Source organism: Pseudomonas shirazica (genome assembly GCF_015168335.1).
Classification (GTDB): domain Bacteria; phylum Pseudomonadota; class Gammaproteobacteria; order Pseudomonadales; family Pseudomonadaceae; genus Aquipseudomonas; species Aquipseudomonas asiatica.
The window spans coordinates 3285040-3301477 of sequence record NZ_CP063456.1 but is presented as its reverse complement, the minus strand read 5'-3'; the positions used below and the strand labels follow the sequence as shown (position 1 = coordinate 3301477).

The following is a 16438-nucleotide window of genomic DNA, read 5'->3' as shown; positions in this document are numbered from 1 at the left end:
TATTGCCTGTTATGGCCCTATCGCCGGCAAGCCAGCTGCCACAGGGATAGCGCATGCCTCGAGGCCGATGCGGTCGAGGTGGGAGCTGGCTTGCCGGCGATAGGGCCCTGACAGGTAAGTCTCACCCTTCCCGCAAGACCGCCAACGGGCTGGCATTCAACGCCCGCCGCGTCCCCAGCACCCCCGCCCCACCTACCAGCAGCGCCCCTGCCAGGGGCAACAGCAGCAACCATACATGCGGGCTCCATTGCAGGTCGAAGGCATAGCGGTACAGCACCAGGGTAATCAGCTCGCACCCGACCGCCGCCAGCAAGCCGCTGGCCGCACCCAGCAAGCCGAACTCGATCCGCCGCGCCTTGACCAGCAATGGCCGCGCTGCGCCCAGCGCACGCAGCAAGGCGCCCTGGCGGATGCGCTCGTCCAGCGTTGCCTGCAAGCCAGCGAACAGCACCGCCAGCCCGGCTGCCAGCACGAACAGCAACACATACTCGACCGCCAGGGTCACCTGGGCGAGGATGCTGCGCAGCTGATCGAGCAGGGCGTCCACCTGCAGGATGGTCACTGCCGGGAATGCCCGTGACAGCGCCACCACATCCAGGTCATGGCCCGGTGCCAGATAAAAGCTGGTCAGGTAGGTGGTCGGGAGCCCCTGCAGCGTGCCGGGTTGGAAGATCATGTAGAAGTTCGGCTGGAAGCTGTCCCAGTGCACGCTGCGCAGGCTGCTGACCCGTGCCTGGCGTTGCTGGCCGCCGATGTCGAAGGTTAGCAGGTCGCCCAGTTGCAGCTTCAGGCTGTTGGCCAGTTCAGCCTCCACCGACACACCGGGGATTTCATCTTCAGCGGGCAACGCCTGCCACCAGTTGCCGCCTGTCAGTGCGTTGCCTTCGGGCAGCTCGGCCGCCCACGTCAGGCTGAGGTCGCGCTGAACGGCGCGCTCACCTGCCGAGTCCTTGCTGACCACCTGCTGCACCGGTTGCTCGTTGATTTTTACCAGGCGGCCGGGTGTCACCGGGTACAGCGGCGCCGAGGTGGCATTGACCTGCTGCAGGTGTTGGGCGAAGGGCTCACGATCATCCGGCAGGATGTTCAGGGCGAAATGGTTGGGTGCATCCTTGGGCAGCTGCGCTTGCCAGGTGTCGAGCAGTTCTGCGCGCAGCAGCGCGACCAGGGCCATGGCCAGCAGGATCAGGCCGAAGGCCAGGGCCTGGCCGGCAGCGGCCATGGGGTGGCGCAGCAGTTGGCCCAGCCCCAGTCGCCAGGTCAGTGGTGCCCCGGCCAGCAATTGGCGCAGGCTGCGCAAACCGAGCAGCAGCAGGCCGCCGAGCAGCAGCGTGGCGACCAGGCCGCCACCGAGCAGGGCGAAGGTGAGCAGCAGGTCGAGGCTCAGGCGCCACATGATCAGGCCCAGGGCGAACAGGGCCGCACCGTACACCAGCCAGCTGCTGGGCGGTATCGGCAGCAGGTCGCGGCGCAGCACGCGAAGCGGCGGTACCTGGCCCAGCGCGGCAATTGGCGGCAGGGCGAAACCGGCCAGGGCTACCAGCCCGGTAGCGATGCCGGCCAGGGCTGGGACGATGCCGCCTGCAGGCACCACGCTTGGCAACAGGCCATGCAGCAGGCGGAACAGGCCCAGTTGCGCCAGCCAGCCGAGCAGGGCGCCGGCCAGCGCGGCGACCAGGCCGAGCATGGCCAGCTGCAGGCAGTACAGGCCCAGTGCCTGGCGGCGCGAAAGGCCCAGGCAGCGCAGCAGGGCGCTGGCGTCCAGGCGGCGTGCGGCATAGCGGCTGGCCGACAGGGCCACGGCAACGCCTGCCAGCAGCACCGCCACCAGGCTGGCCATGTTCAGGTAGCGCTCGGCCTTGCCCAGCGCGCCGCCGACCTGCTGGTTGCCATCGCGGGTGTCGCGCAGGCGCTGGTTGGCGGCCAGGTCCTTTTTCAGTGCCCCGCGGTACTGGGCCAGCGCTTCGGCATCGCCGCGCCACAGGTCGCGGTAGGTGACCCGGCTGCCCGGCTGGATCACGCCGGTGGCTTGCAGGTCGGCCAGGTTCATCATTACCCGTGGGGTAAGGCTGTAGAAGTTGTTGGCGCGGTCCGGTTCGTAGGTCAGTACGCGGCTCATGCGCAGCGTCTTCATGCCCACGTCGATGCTGTCGCCAACCTTCAGCCCCAATGCCGCCAACAGGCGTGGTTCGACCCATGCTTCGCCAGGTGCCGGGCCGCCGCCCGGGGTTTCTGTGGCATAGGGCTGCGCAGCACTGCGCACTTGCCCGCGCAATGGGTAGGCACCGTCGGCAGCCTTGACGCTGGACAGCTGGATGCCGTTGTCGCCGCCGACCACGCTGGTGAACTCGACGACCTGGGCGTGGCGCAGGCCCAGTGCCTTGCCGGCCTCGATCTGCTGGTCGCGGGCCGGGGCGCTGCCCTGCAGCACCAGGTCGGCACCAAGGAACTCGCTGGCGCGCAGTTGCATGGCGCCGTTGAGGCGGGCACCGAAATAGCCGATGGCAGTGCTGGCCGCGACCGCCACCAGCAGGGCGAAGAACAGCACGCGCACTTCGCTTGCGCGAATGTCGCGCAGCAGCTGGCGCAGGGCCAGGCCGCACAGGCGGGACAGCGGCATGTGGGTCATCAGGCCTCCGCCGGGGCCACCAGGCGGCCCGCATCCAGGCGAATCTGGCGGCGGCAGCGCCGGGCCAGGCGTTCGTCATGGGTAACCAGCACCAGGGTGGTGCCGCGCTCCTTGTTCAGTTCGAACAGCAAGTCGCTGATGCGTTCGCCGGTGTGGCTGTCGAGGTTGCCGGTGGGTTCGTCGGCAAACAGCACTGCCGGTTGCGCGGCGAAGGCGCGGGCGATGGCCACCCGTTGTTGTTCGCCGCCCGAAAGCTGGCGCGGAGTGTGGCTCAGGCGCTTGCCCAGACCGACCCGTTCGAGCAGGGTGCGCGCGTGTTCGCGGGCATCGCGGCGGCCATCCAGTTCCAGCGGCAGCATGACGTTCTCCAGGGCATTGAGGCTGTCGAGCAACTGGAACGACTGGAACACGAAACCCACATGTTCGGCGCGCACCCGCGCGCGCTGGTCTTCATCCAGCGGCCCCAGGTCGTGGCCAGCAAGGATGACCTTGCCGGCACTGGGCTGGTCGAGGCCGGCGAGCAGGCCGAGCAGGGTCGACTTGCCCGAACCCGAGGCGCCGACGATTGCCAGGCTGTCGCCTTGGGCCAGGTCGAGGGACAGGGCGTGCAGGATGGTCAGGTCACCTTCCGCGCTGGGGACCACTTTGCTAAGGTTCTGCGCAACGAGAATGCTGGGGCCCATGGAGAATCCGATGCGAGTGTGGTGGTTGAGTGCCGGTCTGGCCCTGTATTGCCTGGCCCAGAGCGCGGCGGCGGGAACACTGCTGGTTGTCGGCGATAGTATCAGCGCCGGTTTTGGCCTGGATACCCGCCAGGGCTGGGTTTCCCTGTTGCAGACCCGCCTGCGGGACGAAGGTTTCGACGACAAGGTGGTCAATGCATCGATCAGCGGCGACACCAGTGCAGGTGGCCAGGCGCGGCTGCCGGCGCTGCTTGCAGCGCACAAGCCGAGCCTGGTGGTACTGGAACTGGGCGGCAATGATGGCCTGCGTGGGCAGCCGCCAGCGCAATTGCAACAAAATCTTGCCTCGATGATCGAGAGCTCGCGCAAGGCCGGTGCCAAGGTGGTGCTGCTGGGCATGCGCCTGCCACCCAATTATGGCGTCCGCTACACCACCGCCTTCGCCCAGGTGTATGAGCGGCTGGCGACGGAAAAACAGGTGCCGCTGGTGCCGTTTTTCCTCGAGGGGGTAGGGGGCGTGCCTGAGTTGATGCAGGCGGATGGCATTCACCCGGCCCAGGCCGCCCAGCAGCGCCTGCTGGAAAATGCCTGGCCGGCGATAAAACCCTTGCTGTGACGCTTTAAACGGCGCCGGCTTTCGGCTAATGTTGCGCCCCCCGTTTCGAGTGCCACCGATGCCGCGCCCTGCCTGGTCCCTGTATGCCTACCAACTGATCGAGCCTGATGAGCAGCTCGACCTGTTCGCCTGCCAGGAAATCCGCGTCCACCTCGTGGCCCGCCAGCTGGAGCTGGGCGTACCGGCCGATCGCACCTTGTGCGGTGGCCTGCTGCCGGCGCAACCGCGCTGGTCGGGGGTGCCGCGCTCGATCTACCGCGATGGCCGCCTGTGCGACCTGTGCCGCGCCATCCTCGATGCCCAGCGGCGCGGCATGCGCCCGGTGTGGCCAGAGCTGCAGGGCGGCTGAACGCCGCACCTTTCATCATCTGAAACGCTTGCATGGCGCCAATGCCTCCCGCTTGCATCGGCGCGGGTGTACAATCGATTCTCTTGACCCACCTTTCGAAGGATTTACCGGATGTTGCCGCGCTTTCCTGCCGTCACCCGTAGCCTGTCCCTGGCCGCCCTGCTGGTAGCAGGCCCCGCTGCTGCGCTGGAGCTGCCACTGCCACCACCCGGTGAAGACATCATCGGCCAGGTGCATGTGATCAAGGCAAAGTACGAGGACACGTTCGCCGATATCGGCACTGCCAACGACCTCGGCTACCTGGAAATGATCGCCGCCAACCCGGGCGTGGACCCGTGGTTGCCAGGTGCCGGCACCGAGATCATCCTGCCGACCCGCTACATCCTGCCGCCTGGCCCGCGTGAAGGCATCGTTATCAACCTGGCCGAATACCGTATGTACTACTTCCCGAAAGGGCAGAACGTGGTGCATACATTCCCGCTGGGCATCGGTCGTGAAGGCTGGGGTTCGCCGATCGCCAATACCAAGATCACTGCCAAGACGCCAAACCCGACCTGGACTCCGCCAGCGTCCATCCGTGCCGAGCACGCGGCTGACGGCGACATCCTGCCGAGCGTGGTGCCGGCTGGCCCGGACAACCCGCTGGGGCCGTTCAAGTTCACCCTCGGCGTGCCGGGCTACCTGATCCACGGTTCGAACAAGAAGTTCGGCATTGGCATGCGTACCAGCCACGGTTGCTTCCGCATGCTCAACAACAACGTGCTGGAACTGTCGAAGATGGTGCCGGTGGGTACGCCGGTGCGCATCATCAACGAGCCCTACAAGTTCGGTATCAGTGGTGGCAAGGTCTATCTGGAGGCGCACACGCCGCTGGACGACCAGGGTAATCCGTCGGTGGTCGATAAACACACTGCTGTTATCAATGCCTTGCTCAAGCGAGAAGACCTGGCCAATAACCTACGCATGAACTGGGACATGGTGCGTGATGTGGTGGCCGCGGAAGATGGCATGCCGGTGGAAATTGCCGTACCGACCGAAAACCAGGGTGGTGCGCCGATGGTTTCGAGCATTCCGCCCGAACTGCAGTAAGGTAATTGCGACACACCCGGGCCTGCCTTAGTGCAGGCCTTTTCGTTTCTGCCTGGCGCGTTTGCCTTGTGCGCAGGCAATAAAAAAGCCGACCCACAAGTGGGTCGGCTTCATAACAATCCGTGAGGATTATTACTTGCGGCTGGCTTTGTCCAGCATACGCAGAGCGCGCTCGTTGGCTTCGTCAGCGGTCTGCTGAGCCTTCTGAGCGGCTGCCAGTGCGTCGTCAGCCTTACGGTAGGCTTCGTCAGCACGAGCTTGAGCGCGAGCTGCTGCGTCTTCAGTCGCAGTCAGACGAGCTTCGGTTTCTTTGGATACGCTGCTGCAACCGGTAGCCAGAACTGCGGCCAGAGCCAGAGCAGAGAATTTCAGAACGTTGTTCATCGTGTTCCCCTTCAAGGACTTTCTATTAAATAGCCATCTCTCGGAAAAGAGAAACTGGCCGGCGTACATAGTACCCATTACTTGTAGTAAGTAAACTGACTAAGCGCAAGAACTGCAAAAAAAATGTTGCCTGACGCCTTTTCGACAAGATTTGCGGCACGCTCCGTGAAAAAAACGTGCAAGGCTCGCAAGCGACTGTAGTACAGGAACTTTTTTGTTGAACTAAGGGTGACTCTAACTGTCTGCCAGCGTCTTAAGCCCTAGTACATCCGGTTGCTGCAGGGCGCGCGGTCAAGAATGGCATTTGGCTGCATTTTCGCCATTTTTAACCGCCACCACCTTGAGCAATCCTGCCTGCGGCGCCTACTATCTTGTGAGTGCCAGAAGATCCGAACGATTGCAATCGTCCAGTGGTCGAAGTGGGCAACAGGTGGCGTAGAGGATTCTGTGCCGGATAAACCACCATCGGTTAAGGTATGGGTCTGCCGAGAAGACCTGCGAGGAGTAGTGATGAGCGAAGCGCTGACCATCCATCATGACCAGGCCGGTCATCAGTTCGAGACCAGCGTGGACGGTCATCGTGCCTATCTGACGTACATGGACCTGGGCAAGCAGACGCTGGACATCTATCGCACCTTCGTACCCAACGCCCTGCGCGGCCGCGGGATTGCTGCCGCCCTGACCGAGCGGGCCCTGGAGTATGCTGAGCAGATGGGCTACACGGTGATTCCGTCCTGCTCGTACGTGGAACGCTACATGGAGCGCCAGCAGCGGCATTCGAGCAAGGTCTGATTCTGTATAAAAAAGCGGGGCCGCTTCGCGCCCCATCGCGACACAAGGCCGCTCCTACAGGAAATCGCATAACCCTGTAGGAGCGGCCTTGTGTCGCGATGGGGCGCGAAGCGGCCCCGCTCTTTTATTGCATCAGCCGCGCTTACGCTGCGGCAGCACATCCTTAAGCTTGGCACGCATGCTGCGCAGGGTCTTCTCGGTAGCCGACCAGTCGATGCAGGCATCGGTAATCGACACGCCATACTGCAGCTCGTCCAGGTTCTTCGGAATCGACTGGCAGCCCCAGTTCAGGTGGCTCTCGACCATCAGGCCGATGATCGACTGGTTGCCTTCGAGGATCTGGTTGGCGACGTTCTCCATCACCAGTGGTTGCAGGGCCGGGTCCTTGTTGGAGTTGGCGTGGCTGCAGTCGACCATGATATTGGCCTTGATCTTGGCCTTGGCCAGGTCCTGTTCGCAGAGGGCGACGCTGACCGAGTCGTAGTTCGGCTTGCCGTTGCCGCCGCGCAGTACCACGTGGCCGTACGGGTTGCCCTTGGTGGTGACGATCGACACGCCGCCTTCCTGGTTGATGCCGAGGAAGCGGTGCGGCTTGGATACCGACTGCAGGGCGTTGATGGCAACGGTCAGGCCGCCGTCGGTGCCGTTCTTGAAACCGACTGCCGAGGACAGGCCCGAAGCCATCTCGCGGTGGGTCTGCGATTCGGTGGTGCGGGCGCCGATGGCCGACCAGCTGATCAGGTCCTGCAGGTACTGCGGGGAAATCGGGTCGAGCGCTTCGGTGGCGGTCGGCAGGCCCATTTCGGCCAGGTCCAGCAGCAGCTTGCGGCCGATGTGCAGGCCATCCTGGATCTTGAACGAGTCATCCAGGTACGGGTCGTTGATCAGGCCTTTCCAGCCGACGGTGGTACGCGGTTTTTCGAAATACACGCGCATGACCAGGTACAGCGTGTCGGACACTTCCTCGGCCAGCACTTTCAGGCGCTCGGCGTACTCGTGGGCGGCCTTGATGTCGTGGATCGAGCAAGGGCCGACCACGACGAACAGGCGATGGTCCTTGCCGTCGAGAATATTGCGCACCACTTCACGGCCGGCAGTCACGGTCTGCAGGGCCTTGGCGCTGAGGGGGATTTCCTTCTTGAGCTGATCGGGTGTGATCAGGGTCTCGTTGGAGGCAACGTTCAAGTCATCGATCGGTAAATCAGCCATCGTGTTACTCGTCAGGTCACGGGTGCCGGCCGCCAACTATCCCCGTGCGGCCCAGCAGCAAGAATAATCGCAGCGGGGAGCCGAACCTTAGCGCGTTACAGGTGGCGCGACAATGGGCTGGGCCCAGTCCGTGTGGGGTTTTTCCGAGATGGCAGGTGTTTGCCGTGCATGGGCTGCCCAGCGCCGCGCAACCTGTGTAAAAAGAGGGCTGACTTTTACCAGGAGATCGGCATGCACCCGCACACACCACGTATCGGCATCATCGGCAGTGGCGCCATCGGCGGCTTCTATGGGTTGATGCTGGCCCGGGCCGGCTTCGATGTGCATTTTCTTTTGCGCAGCGAGTACGAGGTTGTCCGCAAGCAGGGGTTGACCCTGGAAAGTGCCGAGCATGGCAAACTGCAGACAAAGGTGCAGGCCTATTCCAGTGCCGCCGGCATGCCGCCCTGCGACTGGCTGCTGGTGGGTGCCAAGGCCACCAGCAATGACCAGTTGGCGCCGCTGATCGTGCAGGCGGCTGCACCGGGCGCCAAGGTGGTGCTGTTGCAGAATGGTCTGGGCGTGGAGGAGCAGTTGCGTCCGGCCTTGCGCAGCGACATGCACCTGCTCGGCGGCCTGTGTTTCATCTGCGTCAACCGCCAGGCGCCCGGCGTGATTCGCCACCAGGCCCTGGGCGCGGTCAACCTCGGCTACCACAGCGGGCCGGCAAACGATGGCGGTGCCGCGCTGGTCAATGAGGGTGCTGAGCTGTTCCGGGCTGCGGGCATCGACTCGCAGGCCATGCCCGACCTGGCCCAGGCACGCTGGCAGAAGCTGGTATGGAATGTGCCCTATAACGGCCTGTCGGTGCTGCTCGGAGCCAGCACCACGCCGTTGATGGCCGACAGTAATGGCCGTGCCCTGATCCAGGCCTTGATGGCGGAGGTAGTACAAGGCGCGGCGGCATGTGGCCATGTGTTGCCCGAGGGATATGCCGAGCACCTGTTCCAGGTGACCGAGCGCATGCCCGACTACTGGCCCAGCATGTACCACGACCATGTCCACAAGCGCCCGCTGGAGCTGCAGGCCATCTATGCCGAGCCGTTGGCACAGGCGCGTGCGGCAGGCTGCCACTTGCCGCGCATGGAGATGCTGTATCAGGCGCTGGCTTTCATCGACCGGGGCCAACAGCCCCGCTGAGGGTGGCTCTGGCCCCGTCGGGGCGCTCCAGCCCGCATCGGCAGCGCGCCGGACGGCAAAGCGTGCGTCCGGCGCGCTGCTAAGCTGAAGCTTGCTCTGCCGCAGCGGCAGTCGAGGAGGTCGAATGATCCACTCCATGCTGTATGCCACCGACCTCGGTGTCTACGCCCCTTTTGTCATGCAACACGCGCTGGCGCTGGCGCGCACATTTGGCGCCGAGTTGTATGTGATCCATGCGGTGGAGCCCATGGGCCAGTTCGCTGAATCTCTCCTGCAGAGCTACCTGGATGAACAGACGCTCGACCAGTTGCACAGCCAGGGGGTGAATACGGTGATGGCCAATATCGAGCAGCGTGTGCTGGAAAACTTTCGCGACGAACTTGGCGAGGAGGCTGACCTGGCAGTGATCAAGGCAGTGCGGGTACGCCAGGGCGACCCAGCGCAGGTGATCCTCGACCAGGCACAGCGGCTGAGCGTCGATCTGCTGATTTTCGGTAGCCATAGTGCCGGCGCCGGCGTGGATGTGCCATTGGGGCGCACAGCGGTACGGCTGCTGCAGCTGTCGCCGGTACCGGTATACATGGTGCCGCTGGCGCAGCATTTGGGGCGTAGGAAAGCATGAAGATGGCCGTAGGCCATTTCGGGGTGGTATGTAACAAAATAGTTCTAGATTTATTTCCAGAACCACTAATATAGTTATATATCGTCGCCGCCTGCTGCCGCGGACTCATCGCTGAACCGAGGGAAACCTATGAAGCTTCAACAACTGCGCTACATCTGGGAAGTGGCGCACCATGACCTCAACGTCTCCGCGACGGCGCAGAGCCTGTATACCTCCCAGCCAGGTATCAGCAAGCAGATCCGCCTGCTCGAGGATGAACTGGGTGTTGAAGTCTTTGCCCGCAGCGGCAAGCACCTGACCCGCGTTACCCCGGCCGGTGAGCGCATCATCAATACCGCCGGCGAAATCCTGCGCAAGGTCGAAAGCATCAAGCAGATTGCCCAGGAGTTCTCCAACGAGAAGAAGGGCACGCTGTCCATCGCCACCACCCACACCCAGGCGCGTTATGCCTTGCCGCCGGTGATCAGCAACTTCATCAAGCAGTACCCGGAAGTGTCCTTGCACATGCACCAGGGTTCGCCCATGCAGATTGCCGAAATGGCTGCGGACGGTACGGTCGACTTTGCCATCGCCACCGAGGCGCTGGAGCTGTTCGGCGACCTGATCATGATGCCGTGCTACAAGTGGAATCGCTGCGTGGTAGTGCCGCAGGGCCATCCGTTGACCAAGCTGCCAAAGCTTACCCTGGAAGCGGTCGCCGAATACCCGATCGTTACCTACGTGTTCGGTTTCACCGGGCGTTCGAAGCTGGACGAAGCGTTCAACCACCGCGGCCTCACGCCGAAAGTTGTGTTTACCGCGGCTGACGCCGACGTGATCAAAACTTATGTGCGCCTGGGGCTGGGCGTGGGAATCGTCGCCAAGATGGCGGTGGACACCAAACTCGACAGCGACCTGGTGGCCCTGGATGCCAGCGAGCTGTTCGAAGCCAGCATTACCAAGATCGGCTTCCGCCGCGGCACTTTCCTGCGTGGTTTCATGTGCGACTTCATTGAGAAGTTCGCCCCGCACCTGACCCGTGAAGTGATGGCCAAGGCCATTCAGTGCCATAACAAGCAGGAGCTGGAAGATCTGTTCGAAGGCGTCGAGCTGCCGGTGCACTGATCCGGAATTGCAGGGGGCCGCTTTGCGGCCCATCGCGACACAAGGCCGCTCCTACAGGAGATCACATTCCCCTGTAGGAGCGGCCTTGTGTCGCGATGGGCTGTGAAACAGCCCCGGCTATTTCAAGCCTTGCTGATCAGGTTGCCCGCGTGCAACCCGCATTCCTTCTGCGTCGACTCTTCCCACCACCAACGCCCTTCGCGCTCATGCTGGTTTGGCAGCACCGGGCGGGTGCAGGGCTCGCAGCCGATGCTGATGAAGCCGCGCTCGTGCAGGCTGTTGTACGGCAGCTCCAGCATGCGGATATAACCCCACACCTCCTCGCTGGTCATCTGCGCCAGTGGGTTGAACTTGTACAGGGTGCGTTCGGGCGTGGAGAACGCGCTGTCGATTTCCACTGCAGCCACCTGGCTGCGGGTGCCCGGGCTCTGGTCGCGGCGCTGGCCGGTGGCCCAGGCGCTAACGGTGGCCAACTTGCGACGCAGCGGCTCGATCTTGCGGATGCCGCAGCACTCGCCGTGGCCGTCCTTGTAGAAGCTGAACAGGCCCTTTTCCTTGACGAACGGGTCGAGTTTGGCGCGGTCGGGGCTGAGGATTTCGATCGGCAGGTTGTACTGCTCGCGGACCTGGTCGATGAACCGGTAAGTCTCCGGGTGCAGGCGGCCGGTATCGAGGCTGAACACCTTGACCTGCTTGTTCAGCTTCCAGGCCATGTCCACCAGCACCACGTCCTCGGCGCCGCTGAAGGAAATCCACAGGTCATCACCGAAGTGCTCGAAGGCAAGCTTGAGGATGTCCTGCGGGGACTTGTTGGCATAGGTCGCGGCCAGGGCGGCGACGTCGAAGGGTTGGCTCATCAGGCGGTTTCCATCTTGGCTGTGGCGCTGTGCGCTCGTAGTGAGGTGATGGTAACAAAAAATGCCGGGTTAGGCGGGCCTGGAGTCGGTGGCGCCTGCGCCCACAGGTACAGCGCACATCTGCCAGTTGTGGGAGCGGGCGAGCCCGCGAAGCAGGCGCCGCCGATCACAAGCCCTGCAAGGTCTCCATCAACACCCGCACCTTGGCAATCGACTCTTCATATTCGGCCTGCCACTCGGAGTCGGCCACCACCGCGCCGCCGCCCCAGCAACTGACCTGCCCACCCTTGACCAGCAGGCTGCGAATGGCAATCGAGCTGTCCATCTCGCCGCGCACATCCACGTAGAGCAGTGAGCCGCAGTACAGCGCCCGGCGTGCCGGCTCCAGTTCATCGATGATCTGCATGGCGCGGATCTTCGGCGCGCCGGTGATCGAACCGCCGGGGAAGCTGTCGCCGATCAGGTCAAGGGCATCCTTGTCGCTGGCCAACTGGCCGGTGATGCTGCTGACCAGGTGGTGCACGTTGGGGTAGCTCTCCAGGCTGAACAGCTCCGGCACCTTCACCGAGCCGATCTCGCAGGTACGCCCCAGGTCGTTGCGCAGCAGGTCGACGATCATCAGGTTTTCCGAGCGATCCTTGGGGCTGTGCAGCAGCTCCTCGGCATTGCGCATGTCTTCTGCCGGGTTGCTGGCGCGCGGGCGGGTGCCCTTGATCGGCCGGGTTTCCACCTGGCGCTGGCTGACGCGGATGAAGCGTTCGGGCGAAAAGCTCAGCAGGGCGCTGCCGTCGGCCAGTTGCTGGTAGCCGGAGAAGGGGGTGGGGCAGGCTTTGCGCAGGGCCTGGTAAGCGTGCCACGGGTCGCCCTGGCAGGGCGCGCGGAAGCGCTGGGTAAGGTTGATCTGGTAGCAGTCGCCGGCCTGGATGTAGCGCTGCACCTGGTCAAAGGCGGCCTTGTACTGCTCGGGCTGCAGGTCGCCGGCCATCGGCGCGAGTAGCTGGAAGCTGCCGCTTTCCGCGTTGTCGACACCTTCGAACAGGGCGATCAGGCGTTCCCGTTCGCTGTCCGGCAGGCTCGGGTGGAACACCAGTTGGCTGATCGCGCACTGGTGGTCGGTCACCAGCGCCCAGGCATACAGCCCCAGTTGCGCGTCCGGCAGGCCAAGGTCGTCCACGGCCAGGCTGGGCAGGTGTTCCAGGCGGCGGCCGAAGTCATAGCTCAGGTAGCCGATCAGGCCGCCGGCAAACGGCAGCTCGCTGCCTGCGGGCAACTGCGCATGGCCCAGCTGTGCCAGGCCGGCGCGCAGGCGCTGGAGGAAGGTGCGGCCATCTTCGTCGGGCTGCGCCTGCAGGTGTTGCAGCGGCCAGGCGCTGAGCAGGTCGAAGCGCCCGCGTTCGGCGCCGGGGCGGGCGCTGTCCAGCAGGATCGCACCGGGGGCCTGGCGCAGGCGGGCGAAAAAGGCGGCAGGGTCGGGCTGGTAGGGCAGGGGGTGGAGCGTACAGGTCGGCATCAGTGTGGACGGCGATGTAAAAGCGAGGAGAGCGATTGTAGACCTGTGCAGGAAATGCGCCTAGCGCTGGGCGCGACATTCAACATTGTGTTTGGCGCCGGGGGGCTGCTTTGCAGCCCATTCGCAGCACAAGGCTGCTCCTGCAGGAGATAGCGTAAACCTGTAGGAGCAGCCTTGTGCTGCGAATGGGCCGCAAAGCGGCCCCCCGGGTTGCTAGCGCGGATGCACGTGCCCGAACAAACCTTGCGATACTCGCACGCGCTGTTCGGCATCTTCGCTGATGCCATCCTTGGCCAGCGCTTCCAGGTGCGCCTCGATGGCGTGGGTGCGCTGGGTCAGGCCGCAGTCGTTGGCGATCTGGATGTTCAGGCCCGGGCGGGCGTTGAGTTCGAGGATCAGCGGCCCCTTGTCCTGGTCCAGCACCATGTCGACACCGATGTAGCCCAGGCCGCACAGCTCGTAGCAGCCGGCCGCCAGCTTCATGAAACCGTCCCAGTTCGGCAACTGCACGCCATCCACCGCATTGGTGGTGTCCGGGTGCTTGCTGATGATGTTGTTCAGCCAGGTGCCGCGCAGGGTAACGCCGGTGGCCAGGTCGACACCCACGCCGATGGCGCCCTGGTGCAGGTTGGCCTTGCCGCCGGACTGGCGGGTCGGAAGGCGCAGCATGGCCATCACCGGGTAGCCCATCAGCACGATGATGCGGATGTCCGGCACGCCTTCGTAGCTGATGCTCTTGAAGATCTGGTCGGGGGTGACCCGGTACTCGATCAGTGCGCGGTCGCGGTGGCCGCCCAAGGAGTACAGGCCGGTGAGGATGCTCGAGATCTGGTGTTCGATCTCCTCGTGGCTGATGATCTTGCCCGATACCGTGCGGTAACGGTCCTCGAAGCGGTCGGCGATCACCAGGATGCCGTCACCGCCAGCGCCCTGCGCCGGCTTGATGACGAAATCGTTGCGCCCGCCGATGATCTGGTCGAGCTTCTCGATCTCTTTCTCGGTCTCGATGATGCCGTACATTTCCGGCACATGGATGCCGGCCGCCAGGGCGCGCTCCTTGGTGATGATCTTGTCGTCGACGATCGGGTACAGGTGGCGCTTGTTGTACTTCAGCACGTAGTCCGCGTTGCGCCGGTTGATACCCATGATGCCCCGGGCCTCCAGGGCTTTCCACGTCTTGATCAGGCCAAACATCAGGCGTCAGCCTTCTTCAGGAATGCCTTGAAGCGCACGAGCTCGGTCAGGCGGTAGCCGCGGTAGCGACCCATTGCCAGCATGAAGCCCACCAGGATCAGCAGCACGGCCGGGAAGGTGAACACGAAGTACACCAGCTCCGGCACCATCATCAACAGGTGCGCCAGGGAAGCGGCGAACAGGGTGCCGATGGCCACTTTCATGGCATGGCCGCCGCCACGCTCTTCCCAGGTGATGGACAGGCGCTCGATGGTCATGGTCAGGATCACCATCGGGAACAGCGCTACCGACAACCCGCGCTCCAGGCCCAGCTTGTGGCTGAACAGGCTGATGGCGGCAATCAGCACCACGACGAAGGTCAGTACCACAGACAGGCGTGGCAGCATCTGCAGCTTCAGGTGTTCCAGGTACGAGCGCAGCGACAGGCCCAGGGCGGTGATTACCGTGAACAGCACGATACCGAAGCCCAGCTGGGTCTCGCGGAAGGCCAGGGCGATCAGTACCGGGGTGAAGGTACCCAGTGTCTGCAGGCCGACCAGGTTGCGCAGCACCAGGATCACCAGCACACCGATCGGGATCATCACCATGATCATGAAGGTTTGCTGGGTCTGCAGCGGCAGGCCGTACAGCGAATATTCTAGGAAGTCGGCGTCGGTATTCTCGTCGGTCAGCTTGGCCAGACGGATGGCGTTCATCTCGCTGTTGTTCATGCTGAAGGTAACGTTGGCCTTCTTGCCGCCATCGACGGTGATCAGGTTGTCGTCACCGGTCCACCACAGCAGGCGATCGCTGGGCAGGCCCTGCTCGCCGGTGTCCGGGTTGAAGTACAGCCAGTCGGTACCGTTGAAGCTGCGCAGCCACAGTTCCGGGGTTTGCGGGGTGTCGGCCACCAGGCGGATGGTGTGCACCTTCTCCATCGGTACGTGGGCGATCGACAGCAGCAGGTCGATGACCTGGGCCTTCTTCATGGCCGAGGTGTCGCCGGCCAGCAGAAGCTTGACGTTGTCGTCGTTGAGGTTGTTGACCCGCTTGATGGTCTCGCTGACGAAGGTCTCGACGTCGGCCGAATGCTGGCGGATCGGCGCCATCAGGGCCTCGGCGGCGATCTTTTCGGGGCCTTCCACTGCCAGGCTGTCACGGAAGGTCGGGCCTTTGACCGTGGTCTTCTCGTTGCTGTAGCGCTTGGTCAGCACCAGGCGGTAGTAGAGGGTCTGGTTGCCGCTGGCGCGGCGGGCCGACCAGGTAACCTTGCGGTTGCCGTCGGCACGGTTGACGCTCACCCCGTAGTTGTTGGAGATGAAGCTCTCGTTGAGGCTGACGTAGTCGCGGTTCAGCGGTGGCACGAACATCTGCACCTTGACCGGGTCCTTGGTGCTGGCCACGAACTCGACCTTGGCGTCGATGTTCCACAGGTCGTCGGTTTCATCCTCGGTTACCGGGATGCCGAGTACGAAGATCTGATAAGCCGTGACCGCCACGCCCAACAGCACCAGCACGGTGATCAGGACTTTCAGATGGAGGGTAAGAGAGCGCATCGGGATTACTCTGCTTTGGGAGCGTCGGTGGCACAGGCAGGTTTGCCGGCCGCGTATTTAAGGCTTGGGTCGACCAGCGCGTCGAAGTGCTTGAGCGCCTCGGAGCCGATCAGCAGCGGGAACTGGAAGGCGCTGCGGTCGGTGAGGTTGACTTCGATGGTGCGCATGGCCTGGCCCATGCAGATTTCAAGTTCGATGACCGGGCGCGCGGTGTAGGCCTTGCCCGATTCAGCATCATAGTCGCCGGCCCGGCGCTTGATCTTGCTTACGCGTGCCAGCGGGCGTTCGATAGGGTGCGAATGGGCGGCGTCGATGGCCAGGTAGAAGCGCACCCAGCTTTCGCCGTTGCGCTTGAAACGCTTGATGTCGCGGGCGCTGAGCGACGCGGTCTTGGCGCCGGTGTCGAGCTTGGCGGCCACTTCCAGGTCCAGGTCGCCCAGGCGTGCATATTCGTTGAGACCGTACACGGTCTTGCCTGCGGCCTGGCCAAGGGCCGGCAGCAGGGTGAGGCAGAGCAGCAATGATGCGGGTGTAAGTCTCATATTCCTGGCGCGGTGCAGTGCAAGGTTCGGGGCTGTTTTCAAAGCCATGTTCAGAGCCGTGTTCAGGGCAAGGCGACTGGCAGCGACTGCGCAAGCTTCCTCGTTCATCTGTCAACAGCATGAATGGATGACAGACAGGCTATC

At 63.6% G+C, this 16438-nt stretch carries 16 protein-coding genes; 7 read left to right on the top strand and 9 right to left on the bottom strand.

What is annotated here, in order from left to right:
- Positions 1-121: 121 nt before the first annotated feature.
- Both IMX18_RS15240 and IMX18_RS15235 read right to left on the bottom strand, forming a co-directional pair.
- Positions 122-2629, bottom strand: a complete 2508-nt coding sequence (locus IMX18_RS15240; protein WP_191472945.1) for an ABC transporter permease — start codon at positions 2627-2629, stop codon at positions 122-124.
- The gene (locus tag IMX18_RS15235; protein WP_003259775.1) at positions 2629-3312 is read right to left on the bottom strand and encodes an ABC transporter ATP-binding protein; all 684 of its coding nucleotides are present in this window, start codon (positions 3310-3312) and stop codon (positions 2629-2631) included. The genes IMX18_RS15240 and IMX18_RS15235 overlap by 1 nt, the downstream gene beginning before the upstream one ends.
- A gap of 10 nt (positions 3313-3322) precedes the next feature.
- Between IMX18_RS15235 and IMX18_RS15230 the strand changes: the two genes are divergently transcribed.
- The 3 genes from IMX18_RS15230 (at position 3323) to IMX18_RS15220 (ending at position 5366) form a co-directional block, all read left to right on the top strand.
- Positions 3323-3928, top strand: coding sequence for an arylesterase (locus IMX18_RS15230; RefSeq protein ID WP_191472943.1), 606 nt, complete (start codon positions 3323-3325; stop codon positions 3926-3928).
- Between the two features lie 58 nt (positions 3929-3986).
- Complete coding sequence (locus IMX18_RS15225; protein ID WP_013971899.1) at positions 3987-4277, top strand: hypothetical protein; 291 nt, start codon at positions 3987-3989, stop codon at positions 4275-4277.
- A 111-nt stretch (positions 4278-4388) separates the two neighbouring features.
- The gene (locus IMX18_RS15220) at positions 4389-5366 is read left to right on the top strand and encodes a L,D-transpeptidase family protein (RefSeq protein ID WP_003259779.1); all 978 of its coding nucleotides are present in this window, start codon (positions 4389-4391) and stop codon (positions 5364-5366) included.
- Between the two features lie 132 nt (positions 5367-5498).
- On the opposite strand, the gene oprI is transcribed toward IMX18_RS15220, so the two are convergent.
- Positions 5499-5750 (bottom strand): outer membrane lipoprotei OprI, encoded by a 252-nt coding sequence (gene oprI, locus IMX18_RS15215; RefSeq protein ID WP_003259780.1) that lies wholly within the window; start codon positions 5748-5750, stop codon positions 5499-5501.
- A 510-nt stretch (positions 5751-6260) separates the two neighbouring features.
- Here oprI and IMX18_RS15210 point away from each other — a divergent pair.
- The gene (locus IMX18_RS15210; RefSeq protein ID WP_003259781.1) at positions 6261-6542 is read left to right on the top strand and encodes a GNAT family N-acetyltransferase; all 282 of its coding nucleotides are present in this window, start codon (positions 6261-6263) and stop codon (positions 6540-6542) included.
- Between the two features lie 132 nt (positions 6543-6674).
- Here IMX18_RS15210 and IMX18_RS15205 read toward each other — a convergent pair whose 3' ends face one another.
- Positions 6675-7751 (bottom strand): 3-deoxy-7-phosphoheptulonate synthase, encoded by a 1077-nt coding sequence (locus IMX18_RS15205; RefSeq protein ID WP_013971901.1) that lies wholly within the window; start codon positions 7749-7751, stop codon positions 6675-6677.
- A gap of 231 nt (positions 7752-7982) precedes the next feature.
- Here IMX18_RS15205 and IMX18_RS15200 point away from each other — a divergent pair, with 231 nt between their 5' ends.
- The 3 genes from IMX18_RS15200 (at position 7983) to cysB (ending at position 10656) form a co-directional block, all read left to right on the top strand.
- Positions 7983-8930, top strand: coding sequence for a putative 2-dehydropantoate 2-reductase (locus tag IMX18_RS15200; protein ID WP_137138077.1), 948 nt, complete (start codon positions 7983-7985; stop codon positions 8928-8930).
- 124 nt (positions 8931-9054) lie between these two features.
- Positions 9055-9552, top strand: a complete 498-nt coding sequence (locus IMX18_RS15195) for a universal stress protein (protein ID WP_015269711.1) — start codon at positions 9055-9057, stop codon at positions 9550-9552.
- Positions 9553-9681: 129 nt separating this feature from the next.
- Positions 9682-10656, top strand: a complete 975-nt coding sequence (cysB, locus tag IMX18_RS15190; protein WP_013971904.1) for an HTH-type transcriptional regulator CysB — start codon at positions 9682-9684, stop codon at positions 10654-10656.
- 122 nt (positions 10657-10778) lie between these two features.
- Here cysB and IMX18_RS15185 read toward each other — a convergent pair whose 3' ends face one another.
- The 5 genes from IMX18_RS15185 to rloA form a co-directional block, all read right to left on the bottom strand.
- Positions 10779-11513 carry a phosphoadenylyl-sulfate reductase gene (locus IMX18_RS15185; RefSeq protein ID WP_015269712.1) on the bottom strand — a complete coding sequence of 245 codons (735 nt, stop codon included), beginning with the start codon at positions 11511-11513 and terminating at the stop codon, positions 10779-10781.
- A 166-nt stretch (positions 11514-11679) separates the two neighbouring features.
- Positions 11680-13023: an aminodeoxychorismate synthase component I gene (gene pabB, locus IMX18_RS15180; protein WP_217190579.1), complete on the bottom strand. Its 1344-nt coding sequence runs from the start codon at positions 13021-13023 to the stop codon at positions 11680-11682.
- Positions 13024-13236: 213 nt separating this feature from the next.
- On the bottom strand, positions 13237-14217 hold the full coding sequence (locus IMX18_RS15175; protein ID WP_013971907.1) for an alpha-L-glutamate ligase-like protein: 981 nt from the start codon (positions 14215-14217) through the stop codon (positions 13237-13239).
- Entirely contained in the window at positions 14217-15752 is a 1536-nt protein-coding gene (rloB, locus tag IMX18_RS15170) for an osmotic stress tolerance membrane protein RloB (RefSeq protein WP_013971908.1), read from the bottom strand. The genes IMX18_RS15175 and rloB overlap by 1 nt, the downstream gene beginning before the upstream one ends.
- A 5-nt stretch (positions 15753-15757) precedes the next feature.
- Complete coding sequence (rloA, locus tag IMX18_RS15165) at positions 15758-16294, bottom strand: retropepsin-like aspartic peptidase RloA (RefSeq protein ID WP_023662146.1); 537 nt, start codon at positions 16292-16294, stop codon at positions 15758-15760.
- Positions 16295-16438: the final 144 nt, after the last annotated feature.

Bases quoted from the DNA above. Each gene is read 5' to 3' on its own strand.
- IMX18_RS15240 (WP_191472945.1), bottom strand. From the start codon at position 2,629: ATGACCCACATGCCGCTGTCCCGCCTGTGCGGCCTGGCCCTGCGCCAG.
- IMX18_RS15235 (WP_003259775.1), bottom strand. From the start codon at position 3,312: ATGGGCCCCAGCATTCTCGTTGCGCAGAACCTTAGCAAAGTGGTCCCC.
- IMX18_RS15230 (WP_191472943.1), top strand. From the start codon at position 3,323: ATGCGAGTGTGGTGGTTGAGTGCCGGTCTGGCCCTGTATTGCCTGGCC.
- IMX18_RS15225 (WP_013971899.1), top strand. From the start codon at position 3,987: ATGCCGCGCCCTGCCTGGTCCCTGTATGCCTACCAACTGATCGAGCCT.
- IMX18_RS15220 (WP_003259779.1), top strand. From the start codon at position 4,389: ATGTTGCCGCGCTTTCCTGCCGTCACCCGTAGCCTGTCCCTGGCCGCC.
- oprI (WP_003259780.1), bottom strand. From the start codon at position 5,750: ATGAACAACGTTCTGAAATTCTCTGCTCTGGCTCTGGCCGCAGTTCTG.
- IMX18_RS15210 (WP_003259781.1), top strand. From the start codon at position 6,261: ATGAGCGAAGCGCTGACCATCCATCATGACCAGGCCGGTCATCAGTTC.
- IMX18_RS15205 (WP_013971901.1), bottom strand. From the start codon at position 7,751: ATGGCTGATTTACCGATCGATGACTTGAACGTTGCCTCCAACGAGACC.
- IMX18_RS15200 (WP_137138077.1), top strand. From the start codon at position 7,983: ATGCACCCGCACACACCACGTATCGGCATCATCGGCAGTGGCGCCATC.
- IMX18_RS15195 (WP_015269711.1), top strand. From the start codon at position 9,055: ATGATCCACTCCATGCTGTATGCCACCGACCTCGGTGTCTACGCCCCT.
- cysB (WP_013971904.1), top strand. From the start codon at position 9,682: ATGAAGCTTCAACAACTGCGCTACATCTGGGAAGTGGCGCACCATGAC.
- IMX18_RS15185 (WP_015269712.1), bottom strand. From the start codon at position 11,513: ATGAGCCAACCCTTCGACGTCGCCGCCCTGGCCGCGACCTATGCCAAC.
- pabB (WP_217190579.1), bottom strand. From the start codon at position 13,023: ATGCCGACCTGTACGCTCCACCCCCTGCCCTACCAGCCCGACCCTGCC.
- IMX18_RS15175 (WP_013971907.1), bottom strand. From the start codon at position 14,217: ATGTTTGGCCTGATCAAGACGTGGAAAGCCCTGGAGGCCCGGGGCATC.
- rloB (WP_013971908.1), bottom strand. From the start codon at position 15,752: ATGCGCTCTCTTACCCTCCATCTGAAAGTCCTGATCACCGTGCTGGTG.
- rloA (WP_023662146.1), bottom strand. From the start codon at position 16,294: ATGAGACTTACACCCGCATCATTGCTGCTCTGCCTCACCCTGCTGCCG.